The 16200-nt window shown below is 71.3% G+C and carries 18 protein-coding genes; 11 read left to right on the forward strand and 7 right to left on the reverse strand.

Annotation, left to right across the window (positions count from 1 at the left end; genetic code table 11):
- Positions 1 to 7: 7 nt before the first annotated feature.
- The gene (locus HHX35_RS16720) at positions 8 to 349 is read right to left on the reverse strand and encodes an MmcQ/YjbR family DNA-binding protein (protein WP_139578270.1); all 342 of its coding nucleotides are present in this window, start codon (positions 347 to 349) and stop codon (positions 8 to 10) included.
- Between the two features lie 199 nt (positions 350 to 548).
- Here HHX35_RS16720 and HHX35_RS16725 point away from each other — a divergent pair, with 199 nt between their 5' ends.
- On the forward strand, positions 549 to 1748 hold the full coding sequence (locus HHX35_RS16725) for a cytochrome P450 (RefSeq protein ID WP_220505482.1): 1200 nt from the start codon (positions 549 to 551) through the stop codon (positions 1746 to 1748).
- Here the strand turns inward: HHX35_RS16725 and HHX35_RS16730 are convergent.
- Positions 1735 to 3000: an ROK family transcriptional regulator gene (locus HHX35_RS16730; protein ID WP_182899700.1), complete on the reverse strand. Its 1266-nt coding sequence runs from the start codon at positions 2998 to 3000 to the stop codon at positions 1735 to 1737. The two genes, HHX35_RS16725 and HHX35_RS16730, sit on opposite strands and share 14 nt — an antisense overlap.
- A gap of 273 nt (positions 3001 to 3273) precedes the next feature.
- Positions 3274 to 3606 (reverse strand): hypothetical protein, encoded by a 333-nt coding sequence (locus tag HHX35_RS16735; RefSeq protein WP_182899701.1) that lies wholly within the window; start codon positions 3604 to 3606, stop codon positions 3274 to 3276.
- A 15-nt stretch (positions 3607 to 3621) separates the two neighbouring features.
- Between HHX35_RS16735 and HHX35_RS16740 the strand changes: the two genes are divergently transcribed.
- Entirely contained in the window at positions 3622 to 5538 is a 1917-nt protein-coding gene (locus tag HHX35_RS16740; protein WP_182899702.1) for a hypothetical protein, read from the forward strand.
- A gap of 26 nt (positions 5539 to 5564) precedes the next feature.
- Here HHX35_RS16740 and HHX35_RS16745 read toward each other — a convergent pair whose 3' ends face one another.
- Complete coding sequence (locus tag HHX35_RS16745) at positions 5565 to 6590, reverse strand: GDP-mannose 4,6-dehydratase (protein WP_182899703.1); 1026 nt, start codon at positions 6588 to 6590, stop codon at positions 5565 to 5567.
- A gap of 255 nt (positions 6591 to 6845) precedes the next feature.
- On the opposite strand from HHX35_RS16745, the gene HHX35_RS16750 reads away from it, so the two are divergent.
- The 3 genes from HHX35_RS16750 (at position 6846) to HHX35_RS16760 (ending at position 9922) form a co-directional block, all read left to right on the forward strand.
- Positions 6846 to 8087 carry a glycosyltransferase family 4 protein gene (locus HHX35_RS16750; protein WP_259405097.1) on the forward strand — a complete coding sequence of 414 codons (1242 nt, stop codon included), beginning with the start codon at positions 6846 to 6848 and terminating at the stop codon, positions 8085 to 8087.
- A gap of 63 nt (positions 8088 to 8150) precedes the next feature.
- The gene (locus tag HHX35_RS16755) at positions 8151 to 8864 is read left to right on the forward strand and encodes a class I SAM-dependent methyltransferase (protein WP_182899705.1); all 714 of its coding nucleotides are present in this window, start codon (positions 8151 to 8153) and stop codon (positions 8862 to 8864) included.
- Positions 8861 to 9922, forward strand: a complete 1062-nt coding sequence (locus HHX35_RS16760; protein ID WP_182899706.1) for a prenyltransferase — start codon at positions 8861 to 8863, stop codon at positions 9920 to 9922. Before HHX35_RS16755 ends, HHX35_RS16760 begins: the two co-directional genes overlap by 4 nt.
- A gap of 23 nt (positions 9923 to 9945) precedes the next feature.
- Here HHX35_RS16760 and HHX35_RS16765 read toward each other — a convergent pair whose 3' ends face one another.
- A complete protein-coding gene (locus HHX35_RS16765) occupies positions 9946 to 10326 on the reverse strand; it encodes a helix-turn-helix domain-containing protein (RefSeq protein ID WP_182899707.1) in 381 nt (126 codons plus the stop codon).
- 98 nt (positions 10327 to 10424) lie between these two features.
- On the opposite strand from HHX35_RS16765, the gene HHX35_RS16770 reads away from it, so the two are divergent.
- A complete protein-coding gene (locus tag HHX35_RS16770) occupies positions 10425 to 10832 on the forward strand; it encodes a RidA family protein (RefSeq protein ID WP_182899708.1) in 408 nt (135 codons plus the stop codon).
- Between the two features lie 21 nt (positions 10833 to 10853).
- On the opposite strand, the gene HHX35_RS16775 is transcribed toward HHX35_RS16770, so the two are convergent.
- Positions 10854 to 11483 carry a class I SAM-dependent methyltransferase gene (locus HHX35_RS16775; protein WP_182899709.1) on the reverse strand — a complete coding sequence of 210 codons (630 nt, stop codon included), beginning with the start codon at positions 11481 to 11483 and terminating at the stop codon, positions 10854 to 10856.
- 82 nt (positions 11484 to 11565) lie between these two features.
- Here HHX35_RS16775 and HHX35_RS16780 point away from each other — a divergent pair, with 82 nt between their 5' ends.
- From HHX35_RS16780 to HHX35_RS16800, 5 genes are all read left to right on the forward strand, one after another.
- Positions 11566 to 12048, forward strand: a complete 483-nt coding sequence (locus tag HHX35_RS16780) for a pyridoxamine 5'-phosphate oxidase family protein (RefSeq protein ID WP_182899710.1) — start codon at positions 11566 to 11568, stop codon at positions 12046 to 12048.
- 21 nt (positions 12049 to 12069) lie between these two features.
- Positions 12070 to 12264, forward strand: a complete 195-nt coding sequence (locus HHX35_RS16785; RefSeq protein ID WP_030506197.1) for a ferredoxin — start codon at positions 12070 to 12072, stop codon at positions 12262 to 12264.
- A 37-nt stretch (positions 12265 to 12301) separates the two neighbouring features.
- Positions 12302 to 13387: an alcohol dehydrogenase catalytic domain-containing protein gene (locus HHX35_RS16790; RefSeq protein ID WP_139578258.1), complete on the forward strand. Its 1086-nt coding sequence runs from the start codon at positions 12302 to 12304 to the stop codon at positions 13385 to 13387.
- A gap of 70 nt (positions 13388 to 13457) precedes the next feature.
- Positions 13458 to 13952, forward strand: coding sequence for an MSMEG_6728 family protein (locus tag HHX35_RS16795; protein ID WP_182899711.1), 495 nt, complete (start codon positions 13458 to 13460; stop codon positions 13950 to 13952).
- A 180-nt stretch (positions 13953 to 14132) separates the two neighbouring features.
- The gene (locus HHX35_RS16800) at positions 14133 to 15578 is read left to right on the forward strand and encodes an ATP-binding protein (protein WP_182899712.1); all 1446 of its coding nucleotides are present in this window, start codon (positions 14133 to 14135) and stop codon (positions 15576 to 15578) included.
- A 74-nt stretch (positions 15579 to 15652) separates the two neighbouring features.
- On the opposite strand, the gene HHX35_RS16805 is transcribed toward HHX35_RS16800, so the two are convergent.
- Positions 15653 to 16200: sugar phosphate isomerase/epimerase (locus tag HHX35_RS16805; RefSeq protein WP_182899713.1), on the reverse strand; the 548-nt coding region annotated here is incomplete at its 5' end.

The following is a 16200-nucleotide window of genomic DNA, read 5'->3' on the forward strand; positions in this document are numbered from 1 at the left end:
CCCGCCGCTACCGGGATTCGTGCGCTTCGACGAGGGACTTCGGCGCGGTGAGGCACCACGCCTCGGTGACGAGCTCGAACAGCTCGTCAGCGTCGATCTTCGCCAGATGGACCACGACCCAGCCGAAACGTCCGGCGGTGAACTGCGGCTCGAACACCTCGGGCCGCTCGGCCACCAGCGCGATCTGCTCCTCGATCGTCGCCTTGAGGCCCACCGTCTCGGTGCGCTCCCACAGGTAGCCGAAACCCTTGCCGCGCACCTTGACCGAGACCCAGTCGCCGCCCTCGCCCTTGCTCACCTCGGGCAACCGGTCCAGCATGGCGAGAAACTCCTCGACGCTCACACCCATACGCCCAGTCGTACCAGAGCCCACCGACAAGGCGGCGGCAACGATCCGTCACCTGCGGGTCGCTTGACGGGCCGTCCCCCACGTAATAGAACACGTTTCAGAATCAACGCGAACAAGCGCTTGACCGCACTTTCGCCGAGCGCCGGCAGGGCGATCATCCCTCTTACCAAGGGCAACCAAACCCGATTAGGTGAGTGCCATGGAAATCAACCTCGTCGACAAGGACCGCTACGCGCACAGCGGGGTGCCGCACGACCAGCTCCGCTGGCTCAGGGACAACGCGCCCGTCTACCGGCACGAGGGACAAGGCGACTGGCCCGGATTCTGGGCGGTCACCAAGCACGCCGACGTCGTCCACGTCTCCCGTCACTCCGACCTGTTCTCCTCGGCGCGGAAACTGGCGCTGTTCGACGAGATGCCCGAGGAGCAGCGCGAGTTCCAGCGGCTGATGATGCTCAACCAGGACCCGCCCGACCACACCCGGCGCCGCTCGCTGGTCAACCGCGGCTTCACCCCGCGCCAGATCGGACGGCTGGAGGAGCACATCCGGGACATCTGCCACGCCCTCGTCGACGAGGTCCAGGGCAAGCCCGAGGTCGACTTCGTGCGGGACATCGCCGCGCCGCTCCCGCTGTACGTGATCTGCGAGCTGCTCGGCGCGCCGGTCGAGGACCGGGACAAGATCTTCGAGTGGTCCAATCGCATGATCGGCAGCGACGACCCCGACTACTCCACCAGCCCGGAGGAGGGGCAGGCCGCCGCCTTCGAGGTCTACTCGTACGCCCACATGCTGGCCGCGGCGCGAAGGCAGGACCCGCGCGACGACATCGTCACCAGGCTCCTGCAGCCCGACGAGGACGGGCAGACGCTGACCGAGGACGAGTTCGACCTGTTCGTCCTGCTGCTGATCGTGGCGGGCAACGAGACCACCAGGAACGCGGCCTCCGGAGGCATGCTGACCCTCTTCGAGCACCCGGACCAGTGGAAGCGCCTGGTGGACGACCCCTCCCTCGCCAGGACGGCCGCCGACGAGATCGTCCGCTGGGTGTCCCCGGTCAACCTGTTCCGGCGTACGGCCACGGCGGACACCGAGATCCGCGGCCAGAAGATCGCCGAGGGCGACAAGGTGGTGGTCTTCTACGCGTCGGCCAACCGGGACGAGGAGATCTTCGAGCGGCCCGACGAGTTCGACATCGGCCGCGACCCCAACCCGCAGATCGGCTTCGGCGGCGGCGGGGCGCACTTCTGCCTCGGCAACCACCTGGCCAAGCTTGAGCTTCGGGTGCTGTTCGAGGTGCTGGCCCAGCGCCTGCCCGGCATCCGGCAGACCGGCGAGGCCACGCGGCTGAGGTCCAACTTCATCAACGGCATCAAGACGCTGCCCGTCACCCTCGGCTGACGAGCGGCGACGGCAGCGGGGTCAGGGCCGGGCGCGGCCGGGCCGGCGCCCTTCCGCACCCGGCAGCGCGTGAATCCGCGAGGCCGGGCTCCGGCTCCGCGGCCGGGTAGCGCGACAGCAGCGGAGACTCCCCGAGCGCCAGGGCGAGGCCGCCGAGTGCGCCCGCGACGTCGCCGAGCGCCGCCCTGCGCAGGGTCAGCCGATGGCGCGAGATCGGCACCGCGCCCGCGTCCAGGGCGTCCTGGACGGGCCTCAGGAGCGGAGCGCCGATCTCGGCCAGCTCGCCGCCGACGACGATCACCCTGGGCCCGATCGCGTTGGACAGCGCCGCGAGCACCCGGCCGATCTGGCCGCCCACCTCGGACAGCAGACCGAGGGCGATCGGGTCGCCCGCCTCCACGGCGGCCGTCAGCGCGGGCAGGTCGTCGCCGCGGCCGCCCCGGGCGCGGTAGGCGTCGAGCACCGCCCTTATCGAGGCGACGGTCTCCAGGCACCCCGTGCCACCGCACTCGCAGGGCCTCCCGGCCGGGTCCACCGGGATGTGCCCGATCTCCCCCGACACTCCGTCGGCGCCGCGGTGCAACATCCCTCCGGCCACCACCCCGCCGCCGACGCCGTACGACAGCCGCAGATAGAGCGCGTCCTGGTCACCGGCGGCCGCGCCCCACGTCGACTCGGCGAGCGCCGCGAGCCTGGTGTTGTTGTCCAGCAGCACCGGCCCGCCGAAGCGCTCCCCGAGCAGGGCCTCGACGCCGGAGAGGGTCCCGTCCCGCGCCCCGGCCAGCGGGCCCACGACGCCCACGCCCACGCCCTTGAGCGCCCTGCGCCACAACCCGCCGCCGACGAGCCCGCGGACGAGCCGTTCGGCGAGCGCCACCCGGTCGGGCCACGGCAGGCCGGGCGCGTGCGCCTCCCCCGCCGCGCCCACGATCTCGTACGTCACGCCGACGGCCGCGACGTGCACCGCGCGGCGGGCGAAGTCGATGCCGAGGGCCTGGCCGACCGCGGGATTGAGGGCCAGTCGCTCGGCGGGACGGCCGCGGCCGCGCGGCGCCTCGTCCGGCATCGCCGTGACCACCGCGCCCGTGGCCAGCAGTCCGCTGAGAGTGTCGTGCAGGGTCGTGCGCGACAGGCCGCACCGCCGGCTGAGCTCGCCCCGGTTGAGCGGGCCGTGCGCGCGCAGCAGGCCGAGCACGGTCTGCTCGTGCCCGCGCCGCACCGGGGACACGACATCTGGCCTAAGTCGCCGCATGCCAAAAGCATGCACATTTGGTAGGTTTTATGTCAATCTCGGATGACCCCAGCGAGGGCGCGGGGATCTTGACAGCACCTGTCAGGCGGCTCACGATGCGCTGGAACCACCCTTCCCGCCCCATCGCCCCGCATCGCGGGTGTGCGTCCCGAAGGGGAATCCATGCGCTCTTCCCGGCGGGCCGACGGGACGGCGGCGGGAGGCCGGCATGCCTCCCGCCGCCCGGACGCCGCCCGGCGCCGGCCGCCGGCATGCGACCCGGCGACCGCCGGCTCAGGTGTTGACGATCTCGACGTCGGCGATCTCCGAGATGTGCGCGTCGCACTGCGCGGCCGACACTCCGCTGCCGTAGACGATCGATCCCTTGGCGTAGTAATGGTTGCCGTTACTGAAGCGCTCGCAGGTGAGCTTGAGATACCAGCCCGACCCGGTGCTGTTCCAGCAGTCGGCGGCCACGCGTCCGACGGACAGGTTGTAGCTGAACTGGCAGTTGGCCGGGTCGACGGCGGCCTGGGCGGGCCGGGCGGTCAGGGTGAGGACGCTCACCGCACCGATGACGACGGCGGCGGCCCCGGCGCGTGCGCGGATGACACTGAACATGGTCACCTCTCCGTGTTCGACGTGATCCGAACGTATCCGCGCTCGTCCCCGGCGAAGTCTCAACCGGGTCTCAACCTCCCCGCCTCCGCCCACCGGCTCGCCGGCTCGCAGATCGCACCGGCCGGCGTCGAGGAGGCCGCCCGTGGTGTCGTCACGGCGTTGGACGAGACGGACTCCGAGCACGCGCCGGCGATCGTCAACGTCGTGGGCCCGCTCGGGGTCGGCAAGAGCCGTCTGCTCGCGACGCTGTCATCCGGATTCGTGGACCTCCGCACGCCGGACGGGGTCCGTACGCCGGTCGAGGTCCATCGTGGCGGGCGCGGGCCGCTGGCCATCGACGGCGTCGACACCGACCGCCGCGCGGACGCGGCGGCGCGTTTCCTGGACCGGGCCGGTCACGGCCGCTTCCTGATCGCCAGCCGGCTGCCCCTGGCCTCGCGGCCCGGGTGGGCGCACAGGCCGCTCGTCACCGTCGAGCTCGGGCCGTGGTCGCCCGCGGACATCCGCGGGCTGGCCGCCACGCTCGGGGTGACGGATCCGGCGCGCGCCGACCTGGTCGTACGGCTCGGCGGCGGGATCCCGCTCGTCGCGGACTCGCTGTGCCGGGCGATCCGCAGAGGCGGCGAACCGGGCCCGGAGGGCGCGCTGGCCGATGCCGCCGCCACCGAGGTGCTGCTTCGCCTGGGCGTGGAGTCCCGGGGGATTCCTCCAGGAACGCTGCCGATCGTGGCCGCCGTGGACGGGGCGGACGAGGATCTCCTCACCGCCCTGGCACGACTTCCGCCCGGGGTCTTCACGCGGCTGAGACGGCTGAGCGTGATCCGCCCGGACCGTCACGGGCTGACCGTCGCCGAGCCCTACCGCACGCTCTTCGATCTCGCCTATCGCTGGCGTCACCCGGTCCTCCGCGACGACATGGCCGCGCGGGCCGCCGAGCATCGGCACCGCCAGCTGGCCCGCACCGCCGACCCACCGCTGCGGGCCCGGCTCGCCGACCAGGTCCTCTACCTGTCGGGGAGCCGGCGTGCGCGCCGTGACCTGTACGCCGACGAGCGCGGCGAGTTCTCGGTCCGGCGCGCCGGCGACGGCGACGACGAGGCGATCGGCCGCCTGACCCGGTTGTGGGGCGACGCCGAGGGCCTGGCGGAACGCCAGGTGGTGCGGATGCGCGATCTGTGGCTCTCCGGCGCCGACCATGGTTTCCATCTCGCGGTGGACACCGACGACCACGCGGTGGGATTGGTCAACCTCACGCCGCTGGATCCCGACGGCGCACCGGCGCTGGAACCGCTGCTCCAGCAGCACGCGGACACGGTGCTGGGCCTCGATCGGTCCGGATGGGTCGTCGGCATGATGGCGGTCGAGCCGCGGTTCGCCCGGGCTCAGCCCGCACTCGTCCGCCACATCCTCACCGCGGGGATCGACGGCGGCCGGCTCGTCGTGTCCACGCCGTGGATCCCCTACCAGGAGATGGCGGCGCGCTTCGGCCTGCGCCGCGTGGGCGACACGAGGCACGATCTCTACCGGTGCGGCCGGCCGAGCGCCCTGTTCGCCCGCACGTTCACGGCGCGGAACCTGCCCGCGTGGCTGCGGCGGATGCAGGACCCCCACGCCGAGGAACCCGGCCGGACGGCCGAACTCGTCCGCGCCGCGTTGCGGGACCTTCGCACGCCGGCCCGGACCGCCGTCTCAGGCCCGCGACCGGCGCCCGCGCTCGCCGACCTCCTGCGGCAGGCCGTGGAGGCACTCGCGTCGTCGGCGTCCGCCGTGGACGCCGAAGCCGGGGAGATCCTCCGCCTGTACTACCTCGCCCGCGCCGGAGGCCACGACCTCCTCGCGCATCGCCTCCACCTGTCCAGGGCCACCTACTTCCGCCGTCTCGAACACGGCATCGGCAAGGTCGCGGAGGCGGTGAGCCGGGCTCTCACTCCGCCGTAGCCCCCACCGGCCCGCTGCCGGGGGTGTCAGGCCCAGGAGGAGTCCTGTTCCGGGTCGCCGCCGTCGGCGAGCAGGCGCAGGTCGGCCTCGACCATCATCGCCACGAGTTCCTCGAACGACACCGTCGGCTCCCAGCCGAGCTGGGTGCGGGCCTTCTTCGGGTCCGCGCACAACAGGTCGACCTCCGCGGGACGGTGCAGGGACGCGTCGCAGACGACGTGCCGCTCCCAGTCCAGGTCGGCGGCGGCGAACGCCGCCTCGACCAGCTCGCGCACCGAGTGCGTGCGCCCGGTGCCGATGACGTAGTCCTCGGGCCCGGCGGCCGACAGCATCATGTGCATGGCGCGGACGAAGTCGCCGGCGAACCCCCAGTCGCGGCGCGCCTCCAGGTTGCCCAGGCGCAGTTCGGTGGCCATGCCGAGCTTGATCCGCGCGACGCCGAGCGAGACCTTGCGGGTGACGAACTCGGCCCCCCGCCGGGGCGACTCGTGGTTGAACAGGATGCCCGACACCGCGAACATGCCGTACGACTCGCGGTAGTTCTGCGTGAGGAAGTGCCCGTACGCCTTGGCCACGCCGTACGGCGACCTGGGGTGGAAGGGGGTGCGCTCGGTCTGCGGCGTCTCCCTGACCTGGCCGAACATCTCCGAGGACGACGCCTGGTAGAAGCGGATCTGCCCGGCCGACGAGCCGCGCGAGGCGGTGATCCCCGAGCAGACGCGGATGGCCTCCAGCACGCGGAGCACGCCCATGCCGGTCACCTCGGCGGTCAGCTCGGCCTGCTCCCACGACATGGGCACGAACGAGATGGCCCCCAGGTTGTAGACCTCGTCCGGCTGCACCTTCTCCACCGCTGAGATCAGCGACCCCTGGTCGAGCAGGTCGCCGCGGACCAGCCGTACGTCCTGCAGGAGCCGGCGCACGCGCGGGACGCGGGGGTTGGCCTGCCCGCGGACCAGGCCCCAGACCTCGTATCCCTCGCTCAGCAGGTGCTCTGCGAGATAGGAGCCGTCCTGACCGGTGATGCCGGTGATCAGCGCACGCCTGGCCAACGGATCCTCCTCGTAGCGCCCAACTTGGCCTATGAGAGGCGAATGTACCGCCCTGCCCGGCCGTGCCCACATAGGCACCACTAGAACGTGTTACACCGAATCTCGTTCGAGTAAGCTAACACCCCAGGTCGGGCAGGGTGAGAGTCAATCGAGGACCCTTTCCACCTCACCTACCCCATCTAAGGTCAAATGGTAGTGTTCCTGGCAGCAGCCCCGCGGGGGCACGGCTGGAAACCGGCTGGAAAGGGGTGCCTCTTGGCGGAGAGGCTGCGAGTCGCGCTGCTGTCCTACCGCAGCAAGCCCACCTGCGGCGGCCAGGGGGTGTACCTGCGCCACATAAGCCGCGAGCTCGTCGCTCTGGGCCACCACGTCGAGGTCTTCTCCGGCCAGCCCTACCCGGAGCTGGACGACGGCGTGATCCTCAACAAGGTGCCGAGCCTGGACCTCTACCGCGACGAGGACCCGTTCCGCACGCCGAAGCTCGACGAATATCGCGACTGGATCGACGCGCTCGAGGTCGCCACGATGTGGACGGCGGGCTTCCCCGAGCCGCTGACGTTCAGCCTGCGGGCCTACCGGGAGCTGAAGAGGCGGCGGGGCGACTTCGACGTCGTCCAGGACAACCAGACGCTGGGCTACGGCCTGCTCGGCATCCAGCGGCTGTTCCCCGTGGTCGGCACCATCCACCACCCCATCAGCGTGGACCGGCGGATCGAGCTGAAGGCCGCCAAGGGCTGGAAGCGGCTGTCGATGCGCCGCTGGTACGGCTTCGTGCGCATGCAGAGCATCGTCGCGCCCCGGCTGAGCCCGATCCTGACCGTCAGCGAGTCGTCGCTCGCCGACATCCACCGCGACTTCAACGTGCCGCAGTCCAACATGCGGCTGATCCCGCTCGGCGTCGACACGCGGTTCTTCCACCCCCAGCCGGAGCTGCCGAAGCGGGAGAACTCGATCGTGGCCGTGGCCAGCGCCGACTCGCCCATGAAGGGCGTGGCGACCCTGCTGCGGGCGGTCGCCAAACTCGCCACCGAGCGCGAGGTCAACCTCACCGTGGTGAGCAGGCCCACCCCCGGAGGACCCACGGAACAGCTCGTCAACGAGCTGTCGCTGCACGACCGTGTGCGGTTCGTGCACGGCATCCCGGACGAGGAGCTGGCCGAGCTGATCGCCACCTCCGAGGTCGCGGTGGTCCCCTCGCTCTACGAGGGGTTCTCGCTGCCGGCCGTCGAGCACATGGCGTGCGGCACGCCGCTGGTCGCCTCGCGTACGGGCGCCCTGCCCGAGGTGGTCGGCGACGCGGCCGTGCAGGTCACCCCGGGGGACCCCGAGGAGCTGGCCGCCGTGCTGCGCCGCCTGCTCGACTCCCCGCAGGAGCGCGCGGAGTTCGGCCGGCGCGGCTACGACCGCGTGATGGAGCGCTACGCGTGGCCGGTCGTCGCCCGCCGCACGGTCGAGGCCTACCACGAGGCCATCGCCGCGCGCCGCGTCTCCCTATGAGCGTCTCCCGGTGACGTCTCAACGACCGGCGACTCCCCAGAACTCACGAAAGGCAGGCACCGAGTGCTGACCGTCGACTTCAACCGGCTGCCCGTCGGACCGGGCGACCGCGTTCTCGACCTCGGGGCCGGCGGTGGCCGGCACGCCTTCGAGGTGCTGCGCCGGGGCGCCGACGTGGTCGCCTTCGACATGGACGCCGCCGAGATGGAGAGCGTGGCGGCCATGTTCGCGGCCATGGACAAGGAGGGCGAGGTGCCGGCGGGCGCGACCGGGGACACCGTCGTCGGCGACGCCCTCGACATGCCGTTCCCCGACGCGTCGTTCGACCGCGTCATCGCCGCCGAGGTGCTCGAGCACATCCCCGACGACATGGCCGCGATGCGCGAGATCGTGCGCGTGCTGAAGCCGGGCGGCCGGGCCGCGATCACGGTGCCGAGCTTCCTGCCCGAGCGGATCTGCTGGGCCCTGTCGGAGGACTACCACACCGCCCCCGGCGGACATATCCGGATTTATACGTTGGCGGAGCTCCAGGCGAAGCTGAAGGCCTCCGGGCTTGAGGTCGGCGGCCACCACTACGCCCACGGCCTGCACTCGCCGTACTGGTGGATCAAGTGCGCGGTCGGCGTGAACGACGACCAGCACCCGCTGGCCAAGGCCTACCACGAGCTTCTCGTCTGGGACATCATGAAGCGCCCCCTCGCCACCCGGCTGGCCGAGGCCGTGCTCAACCCCCTGATCGGCAAGAGCGTGGTGGTCTACGTCCGGAAATCCGCATGAGGCGGGTGCCGGACGTTCCAGGGATCATCACCGCCGAACAGGTCGTACGTACGGCCGAGAGCATCGTCGCGATCCAGGACGACCAGGGCGGCGTGCCCTGGCCCGAGGGCCACATCGACGCCTGGAACCACATCGAGTGCCTGATGGCGCTGACCGTGGCCGGGCTGCGCGAGGAGGCTCGCAAGGGCTACGACTGGCTCGTACGGCACCAGCGCCCGGACGGCTCCTGGCCGATGAAGGTCCGCGACGGCGAGCCCGCCGAGGCGGCCGGGGAGTCCAACCACGCGGCGTACATCGCCGTGGGGGTCTGGCACGACCTGCTGGTGACCGGCGACGAGGACTTCGCCCGGTCGATGTGGCCGGTGGTGGCGCGGGCACTCGACTTCGTCATCGGCCTGCAGACCGCGCGCGGCGAGATCCTCTGGCAGCGCGACGCCGAAGGGCATCCCGCGGAGTACGCCCTGCTCACCGGGTGCTCGTCCATCCACCAGGGCCTGCGATGCGGGGCGCTGCTCGCCGAGCGGCTGGGCGACCCGCAGCCCGACTGGGAGCTCGCCGCCGACCAGCTCGGCCACGTGATCGCCGACCACCCGGAGGCGTTCGCCGACAAGAGCCGGTTCTCGATGGACTGGTACTACCCCGTGCTCGGCGGCGCCGTGCGCGGGGCGGCGGCGGCCCGGCGGTTCGACCTGGAGTGGGACACCTTCGTCGTGCCCGGCCTCGGCGCGCGCTGCGTCTCCGACCAGCCCTGGGTGACCGGCGCGGAGTCGTGCGAACTGGTGCTCGCGCTCGACGCCGCCGGGCAGCGGGACCGCGCGCTGGCGGTGTTCGCCGACATGCAGCACCTGCGCCACGAGGACGGCTCCTACTGGACCGGCTGGCAGTTCGTGAACGAGCGGCACTTCCCCAACGAGCGCTCGGGATACACGGCCGCCGCGGTGGTGCTCGCCGCGGACGCCCTCGCCCAAGCGACCCCCGGCTCGGGGATCTTCCGCGACGCCGGCGGCCGGGAGGCCCGCATCACCGGCGAGTGCGGCTGCGAGCGCGCCCGCGCCTGACAGCCGATCGCCCGCGCCGCTCGTCAGGCGTCGAAGCGGCTGCGGGAGGCCTCGATGTCGCCGAGGTGGCGGTGGGTCCAGTCACACATTCCGTCGACGACCGCCCGCAGGGCCCGGCCCGGCTCGGTGAGGACGTAGTCGACCCGCGGCGGCACGGTGGGGTGCACGGTCCGCTCGACCAGGCCGTTGCGCTCCAGCATGCGCAGATTCTGCGTGAGCATCTTGTGGCTGATGCCCTCGATCTCGCTCCGCAACTCGCTGAAGCGCAGGGTGTGTTCCCCCAGGGACTCGATGATCAGCAGAGCCCACTTGTTGGCGATGTCCGAGAAGATCTCCCGCGCCAGGGAGTCCGCGCGCGTCAGGTCCGCTTCCTCCGGCGAGCCCGTGAACTGCTTGGTCACCATGAGGTTCCCCAGTCACTGAAAAGTGCGTTCTTCCTTGTCAGCGGCCACTCTCCTACAGTTCCCGAGTAACCGCAAGAGAGTGTGAAGGAGGCGGACGTATGACCGTCACTCTGGTGAACCCCGGTGGACTGCCGCAGATCGATGCCTACCGGCAGGTGTCGATCGCGACGGGATCGAAACTGGTCTTCATCGCCGGACAGGTCGCCTGGGATGCCGACGGGGTCACGGTCGGTGAAGGCGACCTCGCCGCCCAGGTCGAGCGGTGCTACCTCAACGTCGCCACCGCACTGGCCGCGGCCGGCGGTTCCTTCGAGAACGTGGCGAAACTGACCGTCCACGTCGTCGGCTGGACTCCCCGTAAGATGCCCCTGCTGCTGGAGGGGATCGCCCGGGCGGCCGCGAAGCTGGGGATCACCCCCGTGCCGCCGGCCACGCTGCTGGGCGTCGCGGCGCTGGACGTACCCGACCATCTGGTCGAGGTCGAGGCCACCGCGGTCATCGACTGAGAAGGCCCGGCGGGAGCGCCGTCAGACGCGTTCCAGTACGCGCAGCGACCCGACGACCCGCGCCTCGCGGAAGCCGCCCGACTCCAGCGCGCGCAGGTAGACCCGGTAGGGCGCCTGCCCGCCGTCGGCAGGGTCGGGGTAGATGTCGTGGAAGACCAGCGCGCCGCCCTTCATGACGTGCGGCGCCCATCCCTCGTAGTCGGCCGTCACCGGCTCCTCCGAGTGGCCGCCGTCGATGAACAGCACGGCCAGCGGAGTGGACCAGTGACGGGCGACCGTGGCCGACGCGCCCACGACCGCGATCACCTCGTCCTCCAGGCCGGCGGCGGCGATCGTGTCGCGGAAGAACGGCAGCGAGTCCATCCGCCCGGTCTTCGGGTCCACCAGCTCGGGGTCGTGGTGCGGCCAGCCCGGCTGGATCTCCTCAGACCCCCGGTGGTGGTCCACCGTGAAGACCACTGTGCCCGCCCGCCGCGCCCCGGCGCCCAGATAGATCGCCGACTTGCCGCAGTACGTGCCGACCTCGCAGATCGGCCCGCGGGAGCCGTACGCGCAGGCGATCTCGTACAGGGCCTCGCCCTCGGCGGGCGGCATGAAACCGCGCGCCTCTTCGGCGGCGCGGCGCAGGTCGTCGGGCATCGGGGTCACCATGTCGGGCACCCTACCCAACAAGCCGAACGATGTTCGGGACTGCCCCTTGTCCGCCCTGATGGAACATGTTCTACTTTGCTTCGTGAACCAGCGCGCCCGCATCGCGATGAGCGAGGAAGAGATCGCCGGGCTCCTGCGGGACGCCCGCAAGCTGCAGCTCGGCACGATCAATCCCGACGGCACGCCTCACCTGGTCACGATGTTCTACGGACTCGACGACGGCCGCGTCACATTCTGGACGTACGCCAAGTCGCAGAAGGCCCGCAACATCGAGCGCGACCCGCGGGTGAGCTGCCTGATCGAGACCGGGGACGAGTACGCGCAGCTGCGCGGCGCGCTCGTCTACGGCAAGGCGCGGCTGATCGACGACCCGGCGGCCGTCCTGGAGGTCGGCCTGGACGTCACCCGGCGGATGACCGGCATGCCCGTCGACGGCCCCGAGGCGCGGGCATACGTCGAGCACACCGCGCGCAAGCGCGTGGCCTACCTGGTCGAGCCGGCCCGCGTCGTCTCCTGGGATCACCGCAAGCTCGGCGGCGATAGCGTGAACTCCAGCGCGACGTGACGCACAGGAGGAGGACGCGCCATGAAGATCAAGGTCGACTACGACGTGTGTGAGGCCAACGCCGTCTGCATGGGCCTGGCGCCCGAGGTCTTCGAGGTCGACGACGAGGACAACCTCCACGTCCTGATGCCCGAGCCGCCCGCCGAACTGCTCGACCGGGTCCGCCACGCGGTCCGGTCCTGCCCCAAGGCCGCGCTGTCGCTCGAGGACGAGTGACGCGCGGCACCCAACCCTGAAAGGCCAGGAGGTCCCCATGCGCGGCGCGCTTCTCCACGCGGTCGGCGACGAAAAGCTCGACATCAGAGACGACTTCACGCTGACGCCGGTGGGCCCGGGTGACGTCCGCGTGCGGGTGAAGGCCACCGGCGTCTGCCACTCCGACCTCTCGGTGCTCACCGGCGTGCTCCCCATGCCGCTCCCGATCATCCCCGGTCACGAGGGCGCGGGCGAGGTCGTCGAGGTGGGCGACGGCGTGACCACCGTGCAGCCGGGCGACCACGTCATCATCAACTGGACGCCCGCCTGCGGCGACTGTCCGAGCTGCGTGGGCGGCCAGCCGAACCTCTGCATGACGTACATGATGAAGAGCTTCACCGAACCGCGCTTCCTGTTCGGCGGCGAGACGCCGGCGTTCGGCATGGCCGGGTGCGGCACCTGGGCCGAGGAGATCATCGTGCCGTGGCAGGGGGCGATCAAGGTCGATCCCGACGTGCCGTACGAGGTGGCGGCGCTGATCGGCTGCGGCATCACGACGGGCGTCGGCGCGGTGCTCAACACCGCGAAGGTGCGCCCCGGCGCGACCGTCGCGGTCGTCGGTTGCGGCGGCGTCGGCCTGTCGGTGATCCAGGGCGCCCGCGTCTCCGGCGCGACCACGATCCTCGCCATCGACCCGCTGGAGTCCAAGCACGCGCTCGCGAAGAAGGTCGGCGCCACCCACGCCTGCACCCCCGACCAGCTCATGGACGCCATCGGCACGCTGACCGGCGGCCAGGGCTTCGACCACGGCTTCGAGGTGGTCGGCAAGTCGGCCGCGATCATGACGGCCTGGCAGGCGACGAGGCGCGGCGGCGACGTCATCGTCGTCGGCGCGGGCGCCATGGACGACCAGGTGCCGCTGACCGCCTTCAACCTGCTGTTCGAGGGCAAGAACATCCTCAGCTCGCTGTACGGCGACGCCGACGTCCGCAGGGACTTCCCGCGCTTCGTGAACCTCTACAAGGCGGGCAAGCTCGACCTGGACAGCATGATCAGTTCCCGCATCCGGATCGGCGACCTGAACGACGCCGTCGACGCCCTGCGCGGCGGCGAGGTGCTCCGGCAGATCGTGCTGTTCGACTGACACCGCCCCGCCGGAGATCTCCCCGGCGCGGGGGATATCTCCGGCGGGCCGGGGTAGCCCGAGCGGCGACATGCAGACATTCCTGCCGTACCCGGACTTCGCGGCCACCGCCCGCGTCCTCGACCCGCTCCGCCTCGGCAAGCAGCGGGTCGAGGCCCTGCAGGTCCTGCGCACGCTCACCGTTCCCGGGTACGGCTGGCGGCACCATCCGGTGGCGCACATGTGGGCCGGATACGAGGAGGCGCTGGTCCGCTACGGCCTGGAGATCGTGATGGTCTGGTGCGACCTGGGCCGCGCCGACACCTGCGCCGGGACGATGACCAGGGAACTGCTCGACTGCCGGGGCATCGCGGCGCCCCGCACCCAGGCGGCGCTCACGGAGGCGGGCGAACTGCCGCCGTGGCTCGGCGATCCCGCTTTCCACCTCAGCCACCGCTCGGCCCTGCTCCGCAAGGACCCGGAATTCTACGGCCCGAAGTTCCCCGGAGACCCGGACGACCTCCCCTACGTCTGGCCCGACTCCGACCGCGTCAACGCCCTGCTCCCACCCCGCCGCAGTGTGTAAGTCCTGGACACCATCCTGGTCTCGGAGGTCGCACGGGAGACCTCGCGGTGATCACCATGCTTCTTCGAGCTCGACGAGCATGGGCAGTTGACGGTGCCTGCGCTGGTGGTGCGCGCGCCCTCGCCCCACCGTCAATGTGTAGATTGCATCTACGTAGATGTCATCTACATAAGGGGCACGATGAGTGCGGTTCCTTTCATCGGCAGGCGGCGGGAGCTGGCCGCCCTGACCAAGCGCCTCGACCGGGTCCGCCGGACGGGTGCCGGCTCCGCCATGGCCATAAGGGGACGCCGCCAGGTCGGCAAGTCCCGGCTTGTGCAGGAGTTCTGCGACAAGGCCGAGGTGCCGTACCTCTTCTTCACCGCGACCAAGGGGATGTCGCCGGTCGAGGCGGTCGAGGCGTTCTGCGCCGAACTCAAGGAGTCGTGCCTGCCCACCGATCCCGAGCAGGTCGTCCACGTCACCAGCGGAAGCTGGCCGGAGGGCTTTCGCGTGCTGCACTCGGCGATCCCGCAGACCCCCTCGATCGTCGTCGTGGACGAGATGCCCTGGCTGGCGGAACAGGACGACCTGTTCGACGGCGCGCTGCAGACGGCCTGGGACCGACTCCTGTCGGCCAAGCCCGTTCTCCTGCTCCTGCTCGGCAGCGACCTACACATGATGGAGCGGCTGACCGCCTACGACCGGCCGTTCTACGGGCGCGCCGACACCATGGCGCTCGACCCGCTCGATCCCGCGGAGACCGCCGGGGCGCTGGGCCTGACCGGAGGTGACGCGATCGACGCGTACCTCGCCAGCGGAGGGCTGCCCGGGATCCTGCGCGCCTGGCCGCACGGCACTCCACCGCTGGAGTTCATCCGGCAGGAGTGTGAGGATCCGGCGTCCGCCCTGTTCGGCGTGCCCGAATCCGTCCTGCTCGCGGAATTCCCGTCGCCTGACCAGGCCCGCCGGGTGCTGGAAGCGGTCGGCAGCGGCGACAGGACGCACGCCGCCATCGCCGCGACGGCGGGCGGGCGCGAGGGACCGTTGCAGTCCGGTTCGCTCTCTCCTCTCCTGCGCAGGCTCACCGACGAGAAGCGCGTCCTGGCGATGGACGAGCCGTTGTCCGTCCAGCCCGGGAAACCGTCGCTGTACCGCATCCGCGACCACAACCTGCGGATGTACCTGGGCGTCCTGCGAGCCGCGGCGGAACACTCGCATCGGGGACGGCCCGATCTCGCCTTCGGACTCGTACGGCGACGCTGGGCGAGCCTGCGGGGGCGGGCCGTCGAACCGATCGTCAGACAGGCGCTGGGCATGGCCGCCGCGGCGGGAGAACTGCCCTGGCCGGACGCGGAGGCCGTCGGCGGATGGTGGAACCGCCGGTTCTCCCCCGAGGTGGACCTGGTCGGGGCCGACCGGGCACCGGTGGCACGGCGGGTGTTGTTCGCGGGCTCGATCAAGTGGCTCGGCACGCCGTTCGACGGCCACGACCTGGCCGCGCTGCGCCGCGACGCCGTACAGGTGCCGGGCTTCGACGCGGAGGCGGGCGGCCTCGTGGTGGTGTCGCTGTCCGGGGTCCATCCCTCGGTGGAGGGCGTCGGCCTGGCGTGGGGCGCCGACGACGTGGTCGCGGCGTGGGGGTGAGGGCAGGCCGGAGGGCCGGGCGCACCTGACGGAGCACCCGGCCCTTGGCCTCGCGAGAGCTGGGAAGAGAGAGGTCAGCTCTCGGAGGAGAAGGCGGCGTCGAAGGCTGCGGCCGGTGGGGTGATGGCGTTGAGCGAGCGGATGTAGGCGAGGGATTCCGGCGCGCCGTGCAGCCGGTCCATGCCCGCGTCCTCCCACTCGATGGAGATCGGGCCGTCGTAGCCGATGTGGTTGAGCGCCCGGAAGCACTCCTCCCACGGCACGTCGCCCCGGCCGGTGGACACGAAGTCCCAGCCGCGGCGGGGGTCGGCCCAGGCCAGGTGGGAGGCCAGGCGGCCCCGCCGGCCGTCGCGGGTGGCGACCCGGGCGTCCTTGCAGTCGACGTGGTAGATCCGGTCGGCGAAGTCGAGGATGAAGTTCGCCGGGTCCAGGCCCTGCCACACCATGTGCGAGGGGTCCCAGTTCAGCCCGAAGGCCGGCCGGTGCCCGATGGCTTCCAGCGTCCGCACCGTGGTGTGGTAGTCGTAGGCGATCTCGCTGGGGTGCACCTCGTGCGCGAAGCGCACCCCCACCTCGTCGAAGACGTCGAGGATCGGGTGCCACCGGTCGGCGAAGTCCTGGT

Source organism: Microbispora sp. H10830, assembly GCF_014161375.1.
Taxonomy (GTDB): Bacteria; Actinomycetota; Actinomycetes; order Streptosporangiales; family Streptosporangiaceae; genus Microbispora; species Microbispora catharanthi.